The 22,302-nt window shown below is 67.6% G+C and carries 15 protein-coding genes, 1 tRNA gene and 1 pseudogene; 13 read left to right on the top strand and 4 right to left on the bottom strand.

Annotated features, from left to right (window positions below; translation table 11 throughout):
* The first annotated feature begins 5 nt into the window (after window positions 1-5).
* The 8 genes from tuf (at window position 6) to ACFZ8E_RS11475 (ending at window position 6,773) form a co-directional block, all read left to right on the top strand.
* Window positions 6-1,196, top strand: coding sequence for an elongation factor Tu (gene tuf / locus ACFZ8E_RS11440; RefSeq protein ID WP_147729937.1), 1,191 nt, complete (start codon window positions 6-8; stop codon window positions 1,194-1,196).
* A 191-nt stretch (window positions 1,197-1,387) separates the two neighbouring features.
* Window positions 1,388-2,299 (top strand): hypothetical protein, encoded by a 912-nt coding sequence (locus tag ACFZ8E_RS11445; protein ID WP_405042802.1) that lies wholly within the window; start codon window positions 1,388-1,390, stop codon window positions 2,297-2,299.
* A 62-nt stretch (window positions 2,300-2,361) separates the two neighbouring features.
* Window positions 2,362-2,438: transfer RNA gene (locus ACFZ8E_RS11450), tRNA-Trp, on the top strand.
* A gap of 182 nt (window positions 2,439-2,620) precedes the next feature.
* Window positions 2,621-2,917, top strand: a complete 297-nt coding sequence (secE, locus tag ACFZ8E_RS11455) for a preprotein translocase subunit SecE (RefSeq protein ID WP_147727674.1) — start codon at window positions 2,621-2,623, stop codon at window positions 2,915-2,917.
* Between the two features lie 60 nt (window positions 2,918-2,977).
* Window positions 2,978-3,511, top strand: coding sequence for a transcription termination/antitermination protein NusG (gene nusG, locus ACFZ8E_RS11460; protein WP_147727676.1), 534 nt, complete (start codon window positions 2,978-2,980; stop codon window positions 3,509-3,511).
* Between the two features lie 235 nt (window positions 3,512-3,746).
* A complete protein-coding gene (gene rplK / locus ACFZ8E_RS11465; protein ID WP_147727673.1) occupies window positions 3,747-4,196 on the top strand; it encodes a 50S ribosomal protein L11 in 450 nt (149 codons plus the stop codon).
* Between the two features lie 12 nt (window positions 4,197-4,208).
* A complete protein-coding gene (gene rplA, locus ACFZ8E_RS11470; protein ID WP_147727672.1) occupies window positions 4,209-4,907 on the top strand; it encodes a 50S ribosomal protein L1 in 699 nt (232 codons plus the stop codon).
* Window positions 4,908-5,129: 222 nt separating this feature from the next.
* Window positions 5,130-6,773 (top strand): B12-binding domain-containing radical SAM protein, encoded by a 1,644-nt coding sequence (locus ACFZ8E_RS11475; RefSeq protein ID WP_147842160.1) that lies wholly within the window; start codon window positions 5,130-5,132, stop codon window positions 6,771-6,773.
* 24 nt (window positions 6,774-6,797) lie between these two features.
* On the opposite strand, the gene ACFZ8E_RS11480 is transcribed toward ACFZ8E_RS11475, so the two are convergent.
* The gene (locus ACFZ8E_RS11480) at window positions 6,798-7,799 is read right to left on the bottom strand and encodes an acyltransferase (RefSeq protein ID WP_243936177.1); all 1,002 of its coding nucleotides are present in this window, start codon (window positions 7,797-7,799) and stop codon (window positions 6,798-6,800) included.
* Between the two features lie 718 nt (window positions 7,800-8,517).
* Between ACFZ8E_RS11480 and rplJ the strand changes: the two genes are divergently transcribed.
* From rplJ to ACFZ8E_RS11505, 5 genes are all read left to right on the top strand, one after another.
* Window positions 8,518-9,036: a 50S ribosomal protein L10 gene (rplJ, locus tag ACFZ8E_RS11485; RefSeq protein WP_147727669.1), complete on the top strand. Its 519-nt coding sequence runs from the start codon at window positions 8,518-8,520 to the stop codon at window positions 9,034-9,036.
* Window positions 9,037-9,095: 59 nt separating this feature from the next.
* The gene (gene rplL / locus ACFZ8E_RS11490; protein WP_147842158.1) at window positions 9,096-9,470 is read left to right on the top strand and encodes a 50S ribosomal protein L7/L12; all 375 of its coding nucleotides are present in this window, start codon (window positions 9,096-9,098) and stop codon (window positions 9,468-9,470) included.
* A gap of 268 nt (window positions 9,471-9,738) precedes the next feature.
* Window positions 9,739-13,863 carry a DNA-directed RNA polymerase subunit beta gene (gene rpoB, locus ACFZ8E_RS11495; RefSeq protein WP_243948747.1) on the top strand — a complete coding sequence of 1,375 codons (4,125 nt, stop codon included), beginning with the start codon at window positions 9,739-9,741 and terminating at the stop codon, window positions 13,861-13,863.
* A gap of 179 nt (window positions 13,864-14,042) precedes the next feature.
* Window positions 14,043-18,254, top strand: coding sequence for a DNA-directed RNA polymerase subunit beta' (gene rpoC, locus ACFZ8E_RS11500; RefSeq protein ID WP_147727147.1), 4,212 nt, complete (start codon window positions 14,043-14,045; stop codon window positions 18,252-18,254).
* Window positions 18,255-18,368: 114 nt separating this feature from the next.
* A complete protein-coding gene (locus ACFZ8E_RS11505) occupies window positions 18,369-18,869 on the top strand; it encodes a hypothetical protein (RefSeq protein ID WP_405042803.1) in 501 nt (166 codons plus the stop codon).
* 158 nt (window positions 18,870-19,027) lie between these two features.
* Here the strand turns inward: ACFZ8E_RS11505 and ACFZ8E_RS11510 are convergent, their stop codons facing one another.
* The 3 genes and pseudogenes from ACFZ8E_RS11510 to ACFZ8E_RS11520 all read right to left on the bottom strand — a co-directional run bounded on the left by ACFZ8E_RS11510 (window position 19,028) and on the right by ACFZ8E_RS11520 (window position 21,807).
* Complete coding sequence (locus ACFZ8E_RS11510) at window positions 19,028-19,210, bottom strand: DUF3606 domain-containing protein (protein ID WP_243936175.1); 183 nt, start codon at window positions 19,208-19,210, stop codon at window positions 19,028-19,030.
* A gap of 294 nt (window positions 19,211-19,504) precedes the next feature.
* Window positions 19,505-19,873, bottom strand: a complete 369-nt coding sequence (locus ACFZ8E_RS11515; RefSeq protein WP_243948751.1) for a hypothetical protein — start codon at window positions 19,871-19,873, stop codon at window positions 19,505-19,507.
* Window positions 19,874-20,607: 734 nt separating this feature from the next.
* Window positions 20,608-21,807, bottom strand: a pseudogene (locus tag ACFZ8E_RS11520) (IS256 family transposase).
* Window positions 21,808-22,302: the final 495 nt, after the last annotated feature.

Raw genomic sequence — 22,302 nt, forward strand, 5'->3', positions numbered from 1 at the left:
GAACCATGGCCAAAGAGAAGTTTGCCCGCACGAAGCCGCACTGCAACATCGGCACGATCGGTCACGTTGACCACGGCAAGACGTCGCTGACGGCGGCGATCACGAAGGTCTTGGCGGAGTCCGGCGGGGCGACGTTCACGGCCTACGACCAGATCGACAAGGCTCCGGAGGAGAAGGCGCGCGGGATCACGATCTCGACGGCGCACGTGGAGTACGAGACGACGAACCGGCACTACGCGCACGTCGACTGCCCCGGTCACGCCGACTACGTGAAGAACATGATCACGGGCGCGGCGCAGATGGACGGCGCGATCCTGGTGGTGTCGGCGGCCGACGGCCCGATGCCGCAGACCCGCGAGCACATCCTGCTGGCGCGCCAGGTCGGCGTTCCGGCGCTGGTGGTGTTCCTCAACAAGGTCGACCTCGTCGACGACGCCGAGCTGCTCGAGCTCGTCGAGATGGAAGTGCGCGAGCTTCTGTCGAAGTACGACTTCCCCGGCGACGACATCCCGATCACCAAGGGCTCGGCCAAGGTGGCGCTCGACAACGGCGACAAGGCGGTCGGGCACGACGCGGTGCTGGCGCTGATGAAGACGGTGGACGACTACATCCCGCAGCCGGAGCGCCCGATCGACATGCCGTTCCTGATGCCGATCGAGGACGTGTTCTCGATCTCGGGCCGCGGCACGGTGGTGACGGGCCGGGTCGAGCGCGGCATCGTCAAGGTCGGCGAGACGGTGGAGATCGTCGGCATCCGCGACACCCAGACCACGACGGTCACGGGCGTCGAGATGTTCCGCAAGCTGCTCGACCAGGGCCAGGCGGGCGACAACGTCGGCGTGCTGCTGCGCGGCACCAAGCGCGAGGACGTCGAGCGCGGCCAGGTCGTGTGCAAGCCGGGCTCGGTCAAGCCGCACACCAAGTTCAAGGCCGAGGCCTACATCCTGACCAAGGAGGAGGGCGGGCGCCACACGCCGTTCTTCACCAACTATCGGCCGCAGTTCTACTTCCGCACCACCGACGTGACCGGCGTGTGCGTGCTGCCCGAGGGCACCGAGATGGTGATGCCGGGCGACAACGTGACCATGGACGTCACGCTGATCGTGCCGGTGGCCATGGAGGAGAAGCTGCGCTTCGCCATCCGCGAGGGCGGCCGAACCGTCGGCGCCGGCGTCGTCGCCGCCATCAACGCGTAGTCGCTCGAGCGATTCGGCACGGCCGGCGGTCTTCGCCGGCCGTGTCTCGTCGCGGAGGCCGCGGGATCGGCTCGCGACCCCGTTGTCACCGCCTGACATCGGCATTCCATCCCTCCCTGCCGACCCCGAGCTTGACAGGGAGCCGTCGGTTTATTTTCCTGCCATCCGCGACGAGCCGCGGAGCCCCAGGAATGAACACCGCCATCGGGTTTCCGTGGCCGACGCGCCGCCTGTGGCTCGCCGCCGCCGCGAGCGCGATCCTGATTTGCCCGGCCCGTGCCGACGCCCTGAGCGACGGACGCTTCCGCGACGAGGTGGCGGCCATCCTGCGGGCGATCCGGCCGGGCGCGGAGATCCGCCCCGACCGTGATCCGGGACAGATCCTGGTCGGCCGCAGCACGATCGCCCTCACCAACCTGTATCCGCGGGTCGCCCCGCTCGCCGGCGACGCGCGCCGGCGGATGATCGAGGCGTATCTCGTCACCGCGCTGAAGGGCATGGACGCGGCGCCGTCGCCCGGCGAGCCGAGCCTCGCGGCGATCCGGGCGCAGCTGCACCCGCAGCTCCTGCCGCGCGCGATCCTCGCCCAGGTGCCGGACCTCGCCACGCGGACCTTCTCGGAGACCCTGGTCGTGGCCTACGTCATCGATGGGGCGGACCGGATGCGTTACCTGACCCGGCCGATGCTCGAAGGGTGGGGCGTCGATGCCGCGGCGATCCGAACCGCCATCGAGGTTCCGGCGCTGGCCAACCTCGCCGCGGCCTCGAAGGAGGCCGCGTTCGCCCTCGCGGTCGACGGCGGCACCCCCATCCTCGCCATGACCAATGCCGGCGATGACTACGACGCCGCACGGCTGATGTTGCCCGGCTATCTCGACGAGATCCGCACGGCGCTGAAAGCCGATGGCATCACGGTCGCGATCCCGACCCGCGACCTGCTGATGGCGTGGCCCGCCGACAGCAAGGCCCGCATCGCCCTCGCCGCGGAGGTGCGCGACCGGCTGCGGAAGGGCCCTTACGGCCGCAGCGACGAGCTCTTCCGCTTCGACCGAACGGGACTGCGCCTGCTGACGGCGGCGGAGCGGGCCGATCACAGTCGGTGACGCATTTCCGGCGTTCCCGGCTCTTGCATCCCGGCGCCCGATCGGGCATTGGGCGTCGCGATAGGAGTGTAGCTCAACTGGTCAGAGCGCCGGTCTCCAAAACCGGAGGTTGCGGGTTCGAGTCCCTCCACTCCTGCCAGTCTGCATTTCCTGCCGTTCCAAGCCACGCTCCTGACGCTCGCGACGCGCCGCGGCTGTCGACAACCCCGACGACTTGCGCTAGAGCGGGCGCACTCCGAGATCGATGTCGGCTGTCGGTTCGGGCTCGTTCGGGCGAGCTTCCGAACCCGTCGTCATTCTCGAAACCCGGTTCCTGACGCCATGGCATCGAACGAAGCGACCAAGAAGGCCGATCCGGCGCGCAGCCCGGTCCGCGGCGCGGCTTCCCAGCCGCCGCAGCGCAACGCTCCGCCGGCCCGGCCCGCGCCGAAGCGCGTCGGCCCGCTGGAGTTCCTCGGGCAGGTGCGCGACGAGGGCCGCAAGGTCACGTGGCCGACCCGCAAGGAGACTACGGTCACCACGATCATGGTCTTCGTGATGGTGGTGGTCGCGAGCCTGTTCTTCACGGTGGTCGACCAGGGCCTTCGCTACCTCGTCGGCCTGATCCTAGGCCTGTAGGCAACACACACCGTCCGCGGGCCCCGGCCCGACGCGAACATGCAGGAGTCGATCAGAACCGTGTCGAAGCGCTGGTACATCGTCCACGCCTACTCGAACTTCGAGAACAAGGTCGCCCAGTCCATCAAGGATCAGGCGGCCCAGCGTGGGCTCATGGACCTCTTCGAGGAGGTGATGGTCCCGACCGAGAAGGTCGTCGAGGTCCGTCGCGGCCGCAAGGTCGACGCGGAGCGGAAGTTCTTCCCCGGCTACGTGCTGGTGAAGTGCGACCTCACCGACGAGGTCTACCACCTGATCAAGAACACCCCGAAGGTCACGGGCTTCCTCGGCGCCGACAAGTCGAAGCCGGTGCCGATCCCGGACGCCGAGGCCGAGCGGATCAAGGGCCAGGTCGCCGAGGGCGTCGACCGTCCGAAGCCGTCGATCTCCTTCGAGATCGGCGAGACCGTCCGCGTCGCCGACGGCCCCTTCGCCTCGTTCAACGGCACCGTCGAGGAAGTCGACGAGAGCCGCTCGCGCCTGAAGGTCGCCGTGTCGATCTTCGGCCGCGCCACCCCGGTGGAACTCGAATACGCCCAGGTCGAGAAGGCCTGACGTAGAGCGGATCGGGAGGAGCGAATAGCAGATCGAGGGCACCACGCCCTTTCGGATCGGCCGATGCGATGCACCGGCCCACCCATTCCGTCTTCGCTGCTTCCTGTTCGCGAAAGCCCGCGGAAGGCCCGCCCGGTTCGCCGCCGGGGCCAACGGTCCGCACCGCGACCTGCAACCGCCCGTCCGACCGAGCCTCAGGCAGCCCGGCGGCGCGCAATCATTTGGGAGCAGTCCCATGGCGAAGAAGATCACGGGCTACGTGAAGCTTCAAGTCCCGGCCGGCGCCGCCAACCCGTCGCCGCCGATCGGTCCCGCGCTCGGTCAGCGCGGCCTCAACATCATGGAATTCTGCAAGGCCTTCAACGCGAAGACCGCGCAGATCGAGAAGGGAACCCCGATCCCGGTCGTGATCACGGCCTACCAGGATCGCAGCTTCACCTTCGAGATGAAGCAGCCGCCGGTCACCTTCTTCCTGAAGAAGGCCGCGGGCCTGAAGATCGGCAAGAAGCCGGCCTCCGGCTCCAAGACCCCCGGCAAGGGCCCGACCGTCGGCAAGGTCTCCGAGGCGCAGCTTCGCGAGATCGCCGAGAAGAAGATGCCCGACCTGAACTGCGATTCGGTGGATGCCGCCGTCGCGATGATCCGTGGCTCCGCGCGGGCCATGGGCCTCGAAGTCACCGCGTAAGGGGAGGGCACCATGGCACACGAAGGCAAGCGCATCCGCGCCGCCCGCGAGGGCATCGACCCGACCAAGCTCTACGGGATCGCCGAGGCGATCGCGATGGTGAAGGCCAAGGCCAACGCCAAGTTCGACGAGACCGTCGAGGTCTCGATGAACCTCGGCGTCGACCCGCGCCACGCCGACCAGATGGTCCGCGGCGTCTGCAACCTGCCCAACGGCTCCGGCCGGACGGTGCGGGTGGCGGTGTTCGCCCGCGGCGCCAAGGCGGACGACGCCCGGGCGGCCGGTGCCGACATCGTCGGCGCCGAGGACCTGCTCGAGATCGTCCAGGGCGGCAAGATCGAGTTCGATCGCTGCATCGCCACCCCGGACATGATGCCGCTCGTCGGCCGGCTCGGTAAGGTGCTCGGCCCCCGCGGCCTGATGCCGAACCCGAAGGTCGGCACCGTCACCATGGACGTGAAGTCCGCGGTCGCCGGCGCCAAGGGCGGCTCGGTCGAGTTCCGCGTCGAGAAGGCGGGCATCGTCCACGCCGGCATCGGCAAGGTCTCGTTCGACGAGGCCAAGCTCGTCGAGAACATCAAGGCGTTCGCCGACGCGGTGGCCAAGGCCAAGCCCGCCGGCTCCAAGGGCACCTACATCCAGCGCATCGCCGTCACCTCGACGATGGGCCCGGGCGTGAAGGTCGAGCCGGGCTCCGTCCTCGGCGCCTGACCGTCCCGCTACGACGACACGATCGAAGCGCCCGGCTCCTGCGGCCGGGCGTTTTTCGTTGCGCGTCGTGCCGGGTCCCGGACAGCCGAAGCGCCGGCCGAGGGTGATCCGGGACCCTGCGCAGACAGCCCCGCGGAGCGGCCCCCGCACCCGGCGATTACGATGCAGATTGCCGCGGCGAAGGGGGGCGCCAACGGTCGCAGCTGTGCTAAATAGGGCGCCATGCGATGCAACCTCTCCGTTCAGACCCAGCGACGCATCCTGTGCGTCTTCCCCGCCTACACGCCGTCCTTCGGGACCTTCTCCCACGCCTACCCGCTGATGGGCGGCGTGAAGGCCTTCATGCCGCCCCAGGGCCTGCTGCTGATCTCGGCCTACATGCCCGAGACCTGGGAGTGCCGGTTCGTCGACGAGAACATCAAGCGCGCCACCCCTGAGGAGTTCGCCTGGGCCGACGCGGTGTTCGTGTCGGGCATGCACATCCAGGAGCCGCAGATCCACGAGATCGCCAAGCGCGCGCACGCCGCGGGCAAGGTGACGGTGCTCGGCGGCCCCTCGGTCTCCGGCGCCCCCGAGAAGTATCCCGACTTCGACTACCTCCACATGGGCGAGATCGGCGACGCTACGGACGCGCTCGTCGCGATCCTCGACCGCGACCTGGCGCGGCCCCCGTCCCAGGTCCGGCTCGAGACCAAGGAGCGGCTGCCGCTCTCGGACTTCCCGGCGCCGGCCTACGAGGCGGCCCCGCTGAAGCGCTACCTGATCGGCTCGCTGCAATTCTCCTCGGGCTGCCCCTACCGCTGCGAGTTCTGCGACATCCCGCAGCTCTACGGGCGCCAGCCGCGGCTGAAGAGCCCCGAGCAGATGTGCGCCGAGCTCGACGCGATCATCAGCCAGCCCGGCCACCCGGCGGTGGTCTACTTCGTCGACGACAACTTCATCGCCAACCGCAAGGCGACACGGGACATGCTCCCGCACCTCGTCGCGTGGCAGAAGAAGAACGACTACCCGCTCCAGTTCGCCTGCGAGGCGACCCTCAACATGGCCAAGCAGCCCGAGATCCTCGAGCTGATGCGGCAGGCGAACTTCATGACCGTGTTCGTCGGCATCGAGACGCCGGAGGAGGACGCGCTCAAGGGCATCGACAAGACCCACAACGCCGCCGTGCCGATGTACGGCGCGATCGAGACGCTGAACTCCTACGGCCTCGAGGTGACGTCGGGCATCATCCTCGGCCTCGACTCCGACTCGGACGCCTCCGAGCAGTACCTGATCGACTTCATCGACAAGTCGGGCATCCCCGTCCTGACGATCAACATCCTCCAGGCCCTGCCGAAGACGCCGCTCTGGGACCGGCTGCAGCGGGAGGGGCGCCTCGTCCACGACGCGGCGCTCGAGTCGAACGTCCTGTTCAAGCGCCCGCACGACACCGTGGTGTCGAGCTGGCGCCGGGCGATCGCGCACGCCTACGCGCCGGAGAAGATCTTTGAGCGCTTCAAGCACCAGTGCGCGACGACCTACCCGAATCGCATCGTCACCCCGACAAAGGGCAAGCTGACCTTCACCAACCTGCGCCGCGGGCTGATCCTCGGGTTCAACATCATCACCCGGGTGGGCATCTTCTCGGATTACCGCAAGCCGTTCTGGTCGGCGGCCGTCTACGCCCTGAGGCGTGGGCAGATCGAGGCGGTGTTCAACATGGGCTTCGTCGCCCACCACCTGATCCGCTTCACCCGCGAGGCCCTGCGCGGCGAGCACAACGCCTCGTTCTACGCGGCCAAGGCCGCCGAGACCGAGGCGGCGCGGCAGCGCTCGTGGTGGGAGAACGCGCGCAAGCGCTTCGTGCCGGAGCGCGAGGCAGCCTAACCGAGCGGGCCGACCGTCGAGACGTTACCGGGCTGTGTCCGAGACGGCGACGCGGTCGCGCCATGCCGGCGCTCCGAGCCCCAACACCGACAGCGTGTTCCATCGGGCGAGGAGCCGATGTGCGAGCATCGGGCCCAGGATGCCGAAGGCCGTCCCCGAGATCAGGTAGACCATGGGGTCGGGCGGAACGTGAAGGCGCGTCATGGCCACGCGCAGGCCGGCCGCGGCCAGCGAGTGCATGACGAAGATCGAGAGCGAGAGCAGGCCGACCGTGGCGAGCGCGCCGCCACCGATACGCTTACTCACCCACACGACGCCGAGAATGCCGAGACAACAGGCAGGTAGCGCCGCTAGCGCCATCGGGCTGAAGCCGGAGACCGTCCAGGCACCCACGACCGCCAGGGCGAAGCCCGTCCAGATGAGTGCGATCCCCGACAGGCTCACCGGCGTCCGCCAAGCCGCCAGGGCGTGCCCGGCATAGGCACCTGCGAGATAGAACGGAAGGTTGTGCAGGGTCAGCGCGAGGCTTGGAACCTCCGGGAGCCGAAAGAAGATCACGAATCCCGCCGCCGCGATGGCGGCGAACAGTCTGCGATCGGGAATCATGGCGGCCAGCACGTGGCAGATCAGAAGGGCGTAGAGAAACCAAAGCGGTCCGAGGGGACGGTACGGGAAGGCGAGAAGGTCGGCGGGAGCGACCTGCGTGTTGATGTCCTGCGCCAGCAGGATCATCACGCTGCCCTGGATGAACGTCCAGATCACGTAGGGAAGGCCGATCGTCCAGAGCTTGGCTTGGAGAAACGGCACCCGTCCGCGTCGCAGGCTGCCGGGCAGGTTCAGTCCGGCCAGGAAGAAGAACAGCGGCATGTGGAAGGTGTACAGACCGAAATCCACCCACTGGGTCGCGGATGTGTCTGGCACGATCCCCGCCTTGACGGTTCCCCGGAGGACGTGGCCGAACACGACCAGAATGATCCCGATGCCGCGCGCGACGTCGATCCAGTCCTGCCGTTGTACGCGCTGCATGGGACTCGCCTCGAGGTAGGGCTGCGCGGCACACGGCCATGACGACGCCCGAACCTTCAGCGCAATCGGTCGAAATCCGGCAGCCCGGTGGAGAGCTTATCAAGCGTCGGCGAAGGCCAACCATCCGCACCGAATCGCAAATCCAACGCAGAGTCCGTCCGAGAAGCCGCTCGGAGCCATCGACCGGCTCGGATAGGATCGGTCACCCGAGGACACCGCGCGTTTGCCTAAGTCGGAAAAGTCGCGTCTCGGCCCTTGGCAGGCGGCTTGCTTGGCTCTATACACCGCGCTCCACGCAATTTTCATGTTTGTTCAGGGAGCCCGTCCGCCCGGTCGGGTTCCGTATCGAGACGCCGCCTGGGTGACCGGGCGTCGATGGCCGGCAGGACCTGAGGGGTGAAAACCTCTGAGGGCCGCGTCCGGCCATGTCCTGTCCGAGACTGCAGGTGCCGGTTCGCCGGCTTAATCCACCAGCCTGCACAGACGGGGAAGACCGCATTTTCGAAGCGCCCGACCGATGAGGGACGGCGTGAAGGCATCGGTTTGAACCATCTCAGCCCTTAGGCATCGCACCCCTCGCGGGGGCGGCACCGGGGGACAGGGCCGTGAAGCGTCGTCCAGGACGTTTTCGGCTTCCATGAGGCCGAAGATCCGTCCCGGGCGGCACGTGCAACCGGCGGACCCATTCTCGGGTTCCGCCCAACCGGAGAGAGCCCCAGTGGACAGGACAGCAAAAGCTGATCTCGTCTCGACGCTCAACGGCGTGTTCGCAAAGAGCGCCGTCGTCGTCGTGGCCCACTACAAAGGCCTCACGGTCGCCGAGATGCAGAAGCTGCGTTCGCAGATGAAGCTCGCCGGCGCCACCGTGCAGGTCGCAAAGAACAGCCTCGCCAGCATCGCTCTCGATGGCACGGACGTCGCCTCCATCAAGCCCCTCCTGAAGGGCCCGACCCTGCTCGCCTATTCGAGCGATCCGGTCGCGGCCGCCAAGGTGGCGGTGGATTTCGCCAAGGCCAACGACAAGCTCGTGATCCTCGGCGGCGCCATGGGCGCGACCGCTCTGAACCCGGACGGCGTGAAGGCCCTCGCCTCGCTCCCGTCCCTCGACGAACTGCGCGCCAAGATCGTGGGCCTCGTCCAGGCTCCCGCGACCAAGATCGCACAGGTCGTCAATGCGCCGGCGGCCAAGCTCGCCCGCGTGTTCGGAGCCTATGCCACCAAGGACGAAGCGGCCTGACGGTCGTTTCCCCTTTCAAACCCATCCCTTCACACCGATATCGTTAGAGGATCATCACCATGGCTGATCTTGCCAAGCTCGTCGACGACCTGTCGTCGCTGACCGTTCTCGAGGCCGCCGACCTCGCCAAGATGCTCGAGGAGAAGTGGGGCGTCTCGGCCGCCGCCGCCGTCGCCGTGGCTGCCGGCCCGGCCGCCGGCCCGGCTGCCGCCGCCGAGGAGCAGACCGAGTTCACGGTTATGCTCACCGCCGCCGGCGACAAGAAGATCGAGGTCATCAAGGAGGTCCGCGCGATCACCGGCCTCGGCCTCAAGGAAGCCAAGGACCTCGTCGAGGGCGCCCCGAAGGCCGTCAAGGAGTCGGTCGCCAAGGACGAGGCCGAGAAGCTCAAGGCGCAGCTCGAGAAGGCCGGCGCCAAGGTCGAGCTCAAGTAAGCCGACGATGGGCCGATCTCCGGCCCGTCACCGCGCGGCCGGTTCCCTCGGGAGCCGGGCGTGACCGCAGCCCGCGGGTGTTCGCACCCGCGGGCTGAGGCCGCTTCGGCGGCCGGCGGACCCTGAGACGGGTCCCGGCTCGGAACGAGCCGATTGAGATCATGAATTCGGGTGGCGCGGTCCGGCGGGACGCGAGCCATGGCCCGGCGCGGGAGTCGGCGAGACTTCCCCGGGCGACCAGGACGCGAAGATGGTGGAGCGAGGTCACATGGCCAATACGCTGGTCGGTCGCAAGCGCATTCGGAAGTTCTTCGGTAAGATCAAGGAAGTCGCCGAGATGCCGAACCTCATCGAGGTTCAGAAGGCGTCCTACGACCAGTTCCTGATGATGGACGAGCCCGAGGGCGGCCGCGGCGACGAGGGCCTGCAGAGCGTGTTCCGGGGCGTGTTCCCGATCTCGGACTTCTCCTCGACGGCGCTCCTCGAATTCGTCCGCTACACGTTCGAGCAGCCGAAATACGACGTCGACGAGTGCCGCCAGCGCGGCATCACCTTCGCGGCCCCGCTGAAGGTGACCCTGCGGCTGATCGTGTTCGACGTCGATCCCGACACGGCGGCCAAGTCGGTCAAGGACATTAAGGAGCAGGACGTCTACATGGGTGACATGCCCCTGATGACGGAGAACGGCACCTTCATCGTCAACGGCACCGAGCGCGTTATCGTCTCGCAGATGCACCGCTCCCCGGGCGTGTTCTTCGACCACGACAAGGGCAAGACCCACTCCTCGGGCAAGCTGCTGTTCGCCGCCCGGATCATCCCGTATCGCGGCTCCTGGCTCGACGTCGAGTTCGACGCCAAGGACATCGTGCACGTCCGCATCGATCGGAAGCGCAAGTTGCCGGTGACGTCGCTGCTCTACGCGCTCGGGCTGTCCGGCGAGGAGATCCTGTCGACCTTCTACAACAAGGTCGTCTACGACCGGGACGGCGCCGACTGGCGCGTGCCGTTCGACGCCGAGCGGCTGAAGGGCTTCAAGGCCTCGGTCGACCTGATCGACGCCGATTCCGGCGAGGTCGTGCTCGAGACCGGCAAGAAGCTCAACGCCCGCAACGCCCGCCAGATCGCCGAGAAAGGGACCAAGTTCCTCAAGGCGACCGACGAGGACCTGGTCGGCCAGTACGTCGCCGAGGACCTCGTCGATGTGAACACCGGCGAGATCTGGGCCGAGGCCGGCGAGGAGATCTCCGAGAAGCTGCTCAAGAGCCTCGAAGAGGTCGGCGTCGCCGAGATCCCGGTGCTCGACATCGACCACGTCAACATCGGCCCCTACATCCGCAACACGCTCGCCGTGGACAAGAACTCCGCCCGCGAAGGCGCGCTGTTCGACATCTACCGCGTCATGCGCCCGGGCGAGCCGCCGACCCTGGAGACGGCCGAGGCCATGTTCCACTCGCTGTTCTTCGACAGCGAGCGCTACGACCTGTCCGCCGTCGGCCGCGTGAAGATGAACATGCGCCTCGACCTCGACGCCGAGGACACCGTCCGCACGCTCCGCAAGGAGGACATGCTGGCGGTCGTCATGGCGCTCGTCGAGCTGCGCGACGGCAAGGGCGAGATCGACGACATCGACCACCTCGGCAACCGCCGGGTGCGCTCGGTCGGCGAGCTGATGGAGAACCAGTACCGCCTCGGCCTGCTCCGCATGGAGCGCGCCATCCGCGAGCGCATGTCCCAGGTCGACATCGACACGGTGATGCCGCAGGACCTGATCAACGCCAAGCCCGCGGCGGCCGCGGTGCGCGAGTTCTTCGGCTCGTCGCAGCTGTCGCAGTTCATGGACCAGACCAACCCGCTCTCCGAGGTGACGCACAAGCGCCGCCTCTCGGCGCTCGGCCCGGGCGGCCTGACCCGCGAGCGCGCCGGCTTCGAGGTGCGCGACGTGCACCCGACCCATTACGGCCGCATCTGCCCCATCGAGACGCCGGAAGGCCCGAACATCGGCCTGATCAACTCGCTCGCGACCTTCGCGCGGGTGAACAAGTACGGCTTCATCGAGACCCCGTTCCGCCGGGTCAAGGACGGCGTCGTCACCAACGAGGTCTCGTACCTCTCCGCGATGGAGGAGGCGAAGTACTACGTCGCCCAGGCCAACGCGCAGATGGACGAGAACAAGAAGCTCACCGAGGAGCTGGTGGTCTGCCGCCGCGCCGGCGACGTGATCGTCGTCGGGCCGGAGCGCGTCGACCTGATGGACGTGTCGCCGAAGCAGCTCGTGTCGGTCGCCGCGGCGCTGATCCCGTTCCTCGAGAACGACGACGCCAACCGCGCGCTGATGGGCTCGAACATGCAGCGGCAGGCGGTGCCGCTGGTGCGCGCCGACGCGCCGTTCGTCGGCACCGGCATGGAGGCCGTGGTCGCCCGCGACTCCGGCGCCGCCATCGCCGCCCGCCGCTCCGGCATCGTCGACCAGGTGGACGCCACCCGCATCGTCATCCGCGCGACGGAGGAGGCCGACGCCACCAAGCCCGGCGTCGACATCTACCGCCTGCAGAAGTTCCAGCGCTCCAACCAGTCGACCTGCATCACGCAGAAGCCGCTGGTTCGCGTCGGAGAGCCGGTGAAGAAGGGCGAGATCATCGCCGACGGCCCGTCCACCGAGTTCGGCGAGCTCGCGCTCGGCCGCAACGTCCTCGTCGCGTTCATGCCGTGGAACGGCTACAACTTCGAGGACTCGATCCTGCTCTCCGAGCGGATCGTGAAGGATGACGTGTTCACCTCGATCCACATCGAGGAGTTCGAGGTGATGGCCCGCGACACCAAGCTGGGCCCGGAGGAGATCACCCGCGACATCCCGAACGTCTCGGAGGAGGCTCTGAAGAACCTCGACGAGGCCGGCATCGTCTACATCGGCGCCGAGGTCCATGCCGGCGACATCCTCGTCGGCAAGATCACGCCGAAGGGCGAGAGCCCGATGACGCCGGAGGAGAAGCTCCTCCGCGCGATCTTCGGCGAGAAGGCGTCCGACGTGCGCGACACCTCGCTCCGGGTCCCCCCGGGCGTGACCGGCACGATCGTCGAGGTCCGGGTGTTCAACCGCCACGGCGTCGACAAGGACGAGCGCGCCCAGGCGATCGAGCGCGAGGAGATCGAGCGCCTCGCCAAGGACCGGGACGACGAGCAGGCGATCCTGGACCGCAACACCTACGCCCGCCTCTCGGGCGTGCTGATCGGCCAGGCGCCGATCGCCGGGCCGAAGGGCTTCAGGAAGGAGACCACGCTGACGCGTGAGCTCATCAACGAGTACCCGCGCTCGCAATGGTGGCAGTTCGCCGTCGTCGAGGACCGTCTCATGACCGAGATGGAGGCGATGCAGAAGCAGTACGACGAGTCGAAGAAGCGCCTCGAGCAGCGCTTCCTCGACAAGGTCGAGAAGCTGCAGCGTGGCGACGAGCTGCCCCCCGGCGTGATGAAGATGGTCAAGGTCTTCGTCGCGGTGAAGCGCAAGATCCAGCCGGGCGACAAGATGGCCGGCCGCCACGGCAACAAGGGCGTGGTCTCGCGGATCGTGCCGATCGAGGACATGCCGTTCCTGGAGGACGGGACGCATGCCGACATCGTGCTCAACCCGCTCGGCGTGCCGTCGCGCATGAACGTCGGCCAGATCCTCGAGACGCACCTCGGCTGGGCCGCGGCCGGCCTCGGCCGCAAGGTCGGCAAGGCGGTCGACGCCTACCTGAAGAGCCAGGACATCGGCCCGCTGAAGGAGGAGATGCAGGCGATCTACTCCCCGTCGGAGCTGGAAGGCCTGTCGGACGAGGACATGGCCGAGGCCGCCAACAACGTGCGCCGCGGCGTGCCGATGGCGACCCCGGTGTTCAACGGCGCCAAGGAAGCCGACATCGAGACCATGCTGGAGATGGCCGGGCTCGACCGGTCGGCCCAGTCGACGCTCTACGACGGGCGCACCGGCGAGGCCTTCGACCGCAAGGTGACGATGGGCTACATCTACATGCTGAAGCTCCACCACCTCGTGGACGACAAGATCCACGCCCGCTCGATCGGCCCGTACTCGCTGGTCACCCAGCAGCCGCTCGGCGGAAAGGCGCAGTTCGGCGGGCAGCGCTTCGGCGAGATGGAGGTCTGGGCGCTGGAGGCCTACGGTGCGGCCTACACGCTGCAGGAGATGCTCACGGTGAAGTCGGACGACGTGGCCGGCCGCACCAAGGTCTACGAGGCGATCGTCCGCGGCGACGACACCTTCGAGGCCGGCATCCCGGAGAGCTTCAACGTGCTGGTGAAGGAGATGCGGTCGCTCGGCCTCAACGTCGAGCTGACCTCGTCCAAGAAGGCCGCCAACGACGCCCTGGAGCCGCCGGCCGACGCGGCCGAGTAGCCGAAACAAGACACCTCCCGTGCCGGCGCCAACGCCGGCACGGTTCGAGCGGGGAGGGGCGGAGCCTCCGGACGGGCCGACGGCCAGCGGCGCCTTTGAAGGGCGCGGCGCCGAGTTGATTTCAGGACGTGGACGGCGCCGGCGCAGGGCGCGCGTTCCCGTCAAGCAAGGAGCGGATCATGAACCAAGAGGTCATGAACCTTTTCAACCAGCAGGCTCAGCCCCAGAGCTTCGACCAGATCAAGATCTCGATCTCCAGCCCCGAAAAGATCCTCTCGTGGTCCTACGGCGAGATCAAGAAGCCCGAGACGATCAACTACCGGACCTTCAAGCCGGAGCGTGACGGCCTGTTCTGCGCCCGCATCTTCGGGCCGATCAAGGACTACGAGTGCTTGTGCGGCAAGTACAAGCGCATGAAGTACAAGGGCGTCATCTGCGAGAAGTGCGGCGTCGAGGTCACCCTCGCGCGCGTGCGGCGCGACCGCATGGGCCACATCGAGCTCGCCGCCCCGGTCGCCCACATCTGGTTCCTGAAGTCGCTGCCGAGCCGCATCGGCCTGCTGCTCGACATGCCGCTCAAGGATCTCGAGCGGATCCTCTACTTCGAGTCCTACTGCGTCATCGAGCCGGGCCTCACCCCCCTCAAGGAGCGCCAGCTCCTGTCGGAGGAGGAGTACCTGCGCGCCCAGGAGGAGTACGGCGAGGATTCGTTCACGGCGATGATCGGCGCCGAGGCGATCCGGCGCATCCTGCAGGAGCTCGACCTCGACGGCATCGCCGACTCGCTGCGCGAGGAGATCGCCACCACGACCTCCGAGCTGAAGCCGAAGAAGCTCCTGAAGCGCCTCAAGATCATCGAGGCGTTTCAGATGTCGGGCAACAAGCCCGAGTGGATGATCCTGACCGTCGTCCCCGTGATCCCGCCGGACCTGCGCCCGCTGGTTCCGCTCGACGGCGGCCGCTTCGCCACGTCGGACCTGAACGACCTCTACCGTCGCGTGATCAACCGCAACAACCGCCTCAAGCGTCTGATCGAGCTGCGCGCGCCCGACATCATCATCCGCAACGAGAAGCGGATGCTGCAGGAGGCGGTCGACGCGCTGTTCGACAACGGCCGCCGCGGCCGCGTCATCACCGGCGCCAACAAGCGCCCGCTGAAGTCGCTCGCCGACATGCTCAAGGGCAAGCAGGGCCGCTTCCGCCAGAACCTGCTCGGCAAGCGCGTCGACTATTCGGGCCGCTCGGTCATCGTGGTCGGCCCGGAGCTGAAGCTGCACCAGTGCGGCCTGCCGAAGAAGATGGCGCTCGAGCTGTTCAAGCCGTTCATCTACGCGCGCCTCGACGCCAAGGGCTTCTCGGCCACCGTCAAGCAGGCCAAGAAGCTCGTCGAGAAGGAGAAGCCCGAGGTCTGGGACATCCTCGACGAGGTGATCCGCGAGCACCCGGTGATGCTCAACCGCGCGCCGACGCTCCACCGCCTCGGCATCCAGGCGTTCGAGCCGAAGCTGATCGAGGGCAAGGCGATCCAGCTGCACCCGCTGGTCTGCGCCGCGTTCAACGCCGACTTCGACGGCGACCAGATGGCCGTGCACGTCCCCCTGAGCCTCGAGGCTCAGCTGGAGGCGCGCGTCCTGATGATGTCGACCAACAACATCCTGCACCCGGCCAACGGCCAGCCGATCATCGTGCCCTCGCAGGACATCGTGCTCGGCCTGTACTACCTCTCCATCGTCGGCGAGGGCCTGGTCGGCGCGTTCCAGCCCGACCACAAGACCAACCCGATGCAGGGCGTCTACGGCGACATGGGCGAGCTCGAGCACGCCCTGGCCGCCAAGTCGGTGAAGCTGCACTCGAAGATCAAGTGGCGCTGGAAGGGCATCGGCCCCGACGGCGAGCCGCTGACCAAGACCTACGACACCACGCCCGGCCGGGTGATCCTGTCCGGCGCGCTGCCGCTGCACGCCAAGGTGCCCTTCGACGTCGTCAACAAGCTGATGACCAAGAAGGAGATCTCGTCGATGATCGATACCGTCTACCGCCACTGCGGTCAGAAGGAGTCGGTGATCTTCTGCGACCGCATCATGGCGCTCGGCTTCAACCACGCGTTCAAGGCCGGCATCTCGTTCGGCAAGGACGACATGGTCGTGCCGGAGAACAAGTGGACCATCGTCGACACCACGCGCACGCTGGTGAAGGACTACGAGCAGCAGTACAACGACGGCCTGATCACCCAGGGCGAGAAGTACAACAAGGTCGTCGACGCCTGGGCCAAGTGCTCGGACAAGCTCGCCGCCGAGATGATGCTCCGGATCTCGACCGTCCAGAAGGACGACCAGGGCGCCGACAAGCAGATCAACTCGATCTACATGATGAGCCATTCCGGTGCGCGCGGCTCGCCGGCGCAGATGAAGCAGCTCGCGGCGATGCGCGGCCTGATGGCCAAGCCCTCGGGCGAGATCATCGAGACGCCGATCATCTCGAACTTCAAGGAAGGCCTCGACGTGCTCGAGTACTTCAACTCCACCCACGGCGCCCGCAAGGGCCTCGCGGACACGGCGTTGAAGACCGCCAACTCCGGCTACCTGACCCGCCGCCTCGTTGACGTGGCGCAGGATGCGGTCATCCGCGAGGTCGATTGCGGCACCACCAACGGCATCAAGATGCGCGCCATCATCGATGCCGGCCAGGTCGTCGCGACGCTGGCGATCCGCATCCTCGGCCGCGCCACGGCGGAGGATCTCGTCGCCCAGGACGGCACGGTCATCGTCAAGACCGGCGAGACCATCGAGGAGCGCCACCTGCCGGCCATCCAGGCGGCCGGGATCCAGGAGGTGAAGATCCGCTCGGTGCTGGTGTGCCAGACCCGTCAGGGCGTCTGCGCCACCTGCTACGGGCGCGACCTCGCCCGCGGCACGCCCGTCAACATGGGCGAGGCCGTCGGCGTCATCGCGGCGCAGTCGATCGGCGAGCCGGGCACCCAGCTCACCATGCGCACCTTCCACATCGGTGGCGCGGCGCAGATCGCGGATTCGTCCTTCATCGAGTCGAGCTTCGAGGGCACGATCAAGATCCGCAACCGCGCGATCGCCAAGAACTCGGACGGCGACCTGATCGCCACCGGCCGCAACGTGGCGGTGGTGATCGTCGGCGCCGACGGCACGGAGCGGGCGGTGCACCGCCTCCAGTACGGCGCGCGCCTGCGGGTCGACGACGGCGACAAGGTCAAGCGCGGCCAGCGCATCGCCGAGTGGGACCCCTACACCCGCCCGATCATTACCGAGACGGACGGCGTGGTGATGTACGAGGACATGGTCGACGGCCAGTCGATCACCGAGACCACCGACGAGTCGACCGGCATCGCCAAGCGCGTCGTCATCGACTGGCGCGGCTCGGCGCGCACCTCGGACCTCAAGCCGGCGATGGTGGTCGTCGATGCCGAGGGCAAGCCGGTCAAGCTGCCGCGCGGCTCGGACGCCCGCTACTTCCTGCCGGTCGACGCCATCATCGGCTACGACCCGGGCGGCTCGGTGAAGGCCGGCGACATCCTCGCCCGCGTCTCCACCGACTCGGCCAAGACCCGCGACATCACCGGCGGTCTGCCGCGGGTGGCGGAGCTGTTCGAGGCGCGGCGCCCGAAGGACGCGGCGATCATCGCCGAGAAGTCGGGCACCATCGCCTTCGGGCGCGACTACAAGAACAAGCGCCGCCTGTCGCTGACGCCGCACGACGGCTCGGAGACGGTCGAGTACCTGATCCCGAAGGGCAAGCACATCCACCTTCAGGACGGGGACGTGGTCGAGCTCGGCGACTACATCGTCGACGGCAACCCGGCGCCGCACGACATCCTGGCGATCAAGGGCGTGGAGGAGCTGGCCGCCTACCTCGTCAACGAGATCCAGGAGGTCTACCGGCTCCAGGGCGTGTCGATCAACGACAAGCATATCGAGGTCATCGTCCGGCAGATGCTGCAGAAGGTCGAGATCACCGACGGCGGCGACTCGGACATCCTGGCGGGCGACCAGATCGACCGCACGGAGCTGACCGAGGTCAACGAGAAGCTCCTCGCCGAGGGCAAGAAGCCGGTCCAGGGCGTCCCCGTCCTGCTCGGCATCACCAAGGCGTCGCTGCAGACGAAGTCGTTCATCTCGGCGGCCTCGTTCCAGGAGACCACCCGGGTCCTCACGGAAGCCGCGGTCAACGGCAAGATCGACCACCTGGAAGGCCTCAAGGAGAACGTCATCGTCGGCTCCCTCATCCCCGCGGGCACCGGCTCGATGGTGGCCGACATCCGCGCGGTGGCACGCCGCCGCGACAGCATGATCCTCCAGCAGAAGGCGTCCGACAGCGGCGCCCGGCCGCTGGGCGAGCTGCCCTCGGCCGCGGCCGAGTAGGCCGCGAAGCGATCCACGACCTGCGAAAGGGCGGCCCAGCGGGCCGCCCTTTTCGTTTCGGGGGCTGGGCGATGCCGGCCGAAGGTCGGGGCCGCGGCAAGCGGAACCATGACCTTGGCCGTTCGTTCTGAGATCATGGAACACGTCAAGTCCACAATCCTCACGACCGCCGTGCTCGTTACGGGATTGATCACCGCCGCGCATGTTCTGCATTCGCGCGATCCGGCCTTCGAAACGCGCCGCGGTCACTCCGTCGTCGCGTCCGCCGAAGCCGCGACGGCCTGGAGCGATCCGCCGGCGCGCGCGTCGCAGGCCGAGACGGCGGAAGCGACGCTGGCGCGTCCCGCCTCCTTCACCCTCCTGCCCGTCGCGATGACGGCGAGCCTGTCGGGGCTCGAGGGTCAGCCGCAGGCGCGTCCGGTGCGGAAGGCCGATCACGTCCATGCCCGCAGGGTGGCGCAGCCCAATGCGAGCGGCCGGCCGGCCACGGCCCGGATCGAGCAGCAGGCTCCGAGCCCGGTCGCCTCGGCGACGCAGCCGGGCAAGCCGGTGGAGGGCGATCCGATCGGCGACCTGATGAAGGCCCTCGGCCTCAATCGCGACAGCGAGGGCTGACGCACACCCTCACGGCCGGCCCTCGGGCGGCCATGGGGATCTCCGGCGGCTTCGGTCGATCCCGCCCCCCGGTGGATCCATTCGCAACGGCGTCGGCCGGTTTGTCGTGCGGCCACAGGCAGCGCGGACCTGCGACGGGGTCGTCCGATCCGGCCCGCTCAGCGCTTCTTGCCGAGCTCGGCGGCGATGTCCTTGATCATGCGCCCGGCCTTGCGGTGCGCCGTGGTGAGCTGGTCCTGCGTCACGCCCCAGCGCTTCATCCAGTACTCGACCGCCTTCCGTTCGGAGAGATCGAGCCGGTCCTTGTCGATGAATCCGCGCTTGTCCTTGAGGCCTGGCATGGTCGCTTTCGAGAAGAGGGTCGCCGCCGGGATCTTATCCGCCCGGCATAAGCGACGCAGGCCGGCACGGCGCCGGGGCACGATCCGTGGCGGATGGATCGGGACGACCGGTCGGTCGATGGCGATGTTTCGGCGGTGAGGCGGGACCGGTCAAGGGTTTCAGCCTCGACGGGGCATCCCTGACTTCGCCGAAGCCCCGCCCGGGTGCCGGAGCCCGAGGCCTGCGCCTCGCGATGTGCCGAGCGGTGCAAGCGGGCTGCCCGCGCCACTCGGGCGGCCCTGGCGCCTCTTCGGCTACCAGCCGCCGTAGCCGTGCGGCCGGTCGCAGTGCCAGCGGTCGCCGTATCCGGCGGCACGATAGCCGTAACCTTCCGGATCCGTCGCGTCGGAGCGCACGACCCGCGTCGTCCGGTAAACGACCTCGTCGTCGTACGCCCGGACGACGCGAGCGGGCCGATAGCGCACCACGGGGGGCGCATCTGCGTAGCCGTAGGCGGGCGCCGCGTGCGCCTCCGCGGCAGCGGCACCGAGGAGTGCGCCCGCGGCGAGCCCGCCGATCAGGCCGGCCGCGAGGGCACCGCCGCCCCGAGCCTCGGCTGCGGTGGTTCCGAGCCCGCTCGCCGCGAAGAGCACGGCGGCTGTGACGGCAGCAATCTTCTTCATCGCCCATCTCCTGACACGTCGCGCGGCCGGCATCGTGCCGAAGCCCCGGTCTCGGCTGTCGAGGAGAAGATTGGCAGGGTATCGCTGGAGCGACGCTGAAGCCCGTCGGCAGCAAGCGTTCAGCTTCCTCGACCGCGGTGGGCGAACGCCGCCCGGCGGCGCCGAAATGCCGGCGGAGAAGATTGTAGGACAGACGACGTCAGCAGGACGCCGCGACGCACCGAACGCGCACGAGATCTATCGATCATCGGCCTTTCAGGAGCGCTTATCAGTCAGCCGTGATGTCCGTGCGGAGAATCAGGGCCCGGCGTTCAGGCGCTTTCGAATGCGGCTCGTGTGAGCGGCGAAGGGCGCCGTCGTCGAAGAGCGCGGCCGCCCACAACCCGTTTTCATGCACCGACGCTTCGACGTACGACATCGAAACGTTGGTGCGGCCAAGAGGACTCGAACCTCCACCCCTTGCAGGACTAGCACCTCAAGCTGCCCCCAGATCCTGCAATCGATAAGCTTTTCTGCAAACTGGGGTTCTGGCGAGCCATTGAAATGTCTCGCGAAATTATTGCCCCTGCAAACCGTTTCAGGACCAATTCCGTCTTCCAGGACCGGCCGTGCCGCCGCCCACGCAGCCTGCAGGACGATGCGATTAACAGTCGGGGCGATGTCGTTGGGTCGTGTCCCTGGGCGTGGTGTAGCTCGATGAGGGCCACCGCGATCACCGGCTTGGGCCGGGACGATCAGGCTGCCAGGGTGGGCAGGCTGACGAGGGGATCATCGCCGATTGGGGCGATGCTTTCCAGGGTCATGTAGCGCGACCGCTGGACGGCCCATTCGTCATTCTGTTCGAGCAGGATCGCGCCGACGAGGCGGGTGATGGCAGCCTCGTTGGGGAAGATGCCGACCACCTCGGTCCGGCGCTTGATCTCGCCGTTCAGGCGCTCCAACGGATTGGTCGAGTGCAGCTTGATCCGGTGAGCGGCTGGGAAGCCCATATAGGCCAGCACGTCGGGCTCGGCAGCGTCCATCAGGGCGGCGAGCTTGGGCACCTTGGGGCGGAGCTGGTCGGCCACCCGCCGCCATTGCTGACGGGCCGCCTCGGCATCATCCTGGGCGAAGGCGGTGGCGATGAAGGCCGACACGACGCGCCGCCCGCTGCGGCCGGCATGGGCGAGCACGTTCCTCATGAAGTGCACCGGGCAACGCTGCTAGGTGGCGTTCATCACCTTGGCCACCGAGGCCTTGATGCGCTCGTGAGCGTCCAAGATCACCAGCTTGACCCCTCGCAAGCCGCGCCGGGCGAGCTTGCGCAGGAAGGCGGTCCAGAACGTCTCGGCCTCGGAGGGCCCGACGTCCATGCCCAACACCTCGCGCCGGCCGTCGGTGTTCACGCCCACCGCCACGATGACGGCGACCGAGATGATGCGGCCCTCGCTCCTGACCTTCACGTAGGTGGCGTCGATCCAGAGATACGGCCACTCGCCTTCGATGGGTCGGGCGAGGAACGCGCCGACCCGTTCGTCGATCTCCTGGCACAGGCGCGAGACCTGGCTCCTCGACACGCCCGTGCCGCCCATGGCCTGGACCAGATCATCCACGGAGCGGGTCGAGATGCCCTGGATGTAGGCCTCCTGGATCACCGCCGTCAGCGCTTTCTCGGCCATCCGGCGCGGCTCCAGGAAGCCGGGGAAGTACGAGCCCTTGCGCAGCTTCGGGATGCGCAGTTCGACCGTGCCAGCCCGCGTCTGCCAGTCTCGGTCACGGTAACCGTTGCGCTGGACCAGTCGCTCAGCGCTCTTCTCGCCGTGGGCCGCGCGGGTCAGGCCGCCCACTTCCAGTTCCATCAATCGCTCGGCTGCAAAACCGATCATCTCACGCAGCAGATCGGCGTCGGCTCTCTTCTCCATCAGCCCGCGCAGGGCCATCATCTCGTCGGTCATTGGAGGTCTCTCGGGTGCGGGGTTGGCAGTCGCAACCCGACCCTACCCGGCAACCGCCGATGACCACCCCCCAGCTACACCACCGCCTGGGACACGACCATGTCGTTGATTTTATGAGATAATGTTACTGCGTTCCTGCGTGCATGCTGTTGAGCAAATTGGTCGCCTGTTGCCCATATCGAATGCCCGCCAGGGTTCAAAACAGGACTGCCGCGCCGGCGCCATACGGATGACCGACCCGTCACGCAACCGGACGTTTGCGTGACGGGTCGGCCTGGTCGGCGCGGGCTGTGATTTCCGTGAGTTCGACTTTTAGAATTAGCTTGCACGCAGACAGGAGGTCGATCGGATCCCTTTGCAAGACCGTATTTCTCCCACATGCCGGCAACTGCCAGTCTACGTCGCTCGGGTGCTGCAAGTTTTTCTGACGTTGCCCTGCGGATCCCGCGGCGACGTTCGCCAACACCTACTTTTCCAAGAACAGGTCAGCGACCA

Source organism: Methylobacterium sp. HMF5984, from assembly GCF_045033435.1.
Lineage (GTDB): Bacteria > Pseudomonadota > Alphaproteobacteria > Rhizobiales > Beijerinckiaceae > Methylobacterium.

What these genes read in the sequence shown, in the direction of transcription:
- ACFZ8E_RS11515 (WP_243948751.1), bottom strand. Translation starts at nt 19,873, where the DNA reads ATGAAGAAGATTGCTGCCGTCACAGCCGCCGTGCTCTTCGCGGCGAGC.
- rplK (WP_147727673.1), top strand. Translation starts at nt 3,747, where the DNA reads ATGGCGAAGAAGATCACGGGCTACGTGAAGCTTCAAGTCCCGGCCGGC.
- ACFZ8E_RS11445 (WP_405042802.1), top strand. Translation starts at nt 1,388, where the DNA reads ATGAACACCGCCATCGGGTTTCCGTGGCCGACGCGCCGCCTGTGGCTC.
- rplA (WP_147727672.1), top strand. Translation starts at nt 4,209, where the DNA reads ATGGCACACGAAGGCAAGCGCATCCGCGCCGCCCGCGAGGGCATCGAC.
- rpoC (WP_147727147.1), top strand. Translation starts at nt 14,043, where the DNA reads ATGAACCAAGAGGTCATGAACCTTTTCAACCAGCAGGCTCAGCCCCAG.
- ACFZ8E_RS11475 (WP_147842160.1), top strand. Translation starts at nt 5,130, where the DNA reads ATGCGATGCAACCTCTCCGTTCAGACCCAGCGACGCATCCTGTGCGTC.
- ACFZ8E_RS11510 (WP_243936175.1), bottom strand. Translation starts at nt 19,210, where the DNA reads ATGCCAGGCCTCAAGGACAAGCGCGGATTCATCGACAAGGACCGGCTC.
- rpoB (WP_243948747.1), top strand. Translation starts at nt 9,739, where the DNA reads ATGGCCAATACGCTGGTCGGTCGCAAGCGCATTCGGAAGTTCTTCGGT.
- ACFZ8E_RS11480 (WP_243936177.1), bottom strand. Translation starts at nt 7,799, where the DNA reads ATGCAGCGCGTACAACGGCAGGACTGGATCGACGTCGCGCGCGGCATC.
- secE (WP_147727674.1), top strand. Translation starts at nt 2,621, where the DNA reads ATGGCATCGAACGAAGCGACCAAGAAGGCCGATCCGGCGCGCAGCCCG.
- rplL (WP_147842158.1), top strand. Translation starts at nt 9,096, where the DNA reads ATGGCTGATCTTGCCAAGCTCGTCGACGACCTGTCGTCGCTGACCGTT.
- tuf (WP_147729937.1), top strand. Translation starts at nt 6, where the DNA reads ATGGCCAAAGAGAAGTTTGCCCGCACGAAGCCGCACTGCAACATCGGC.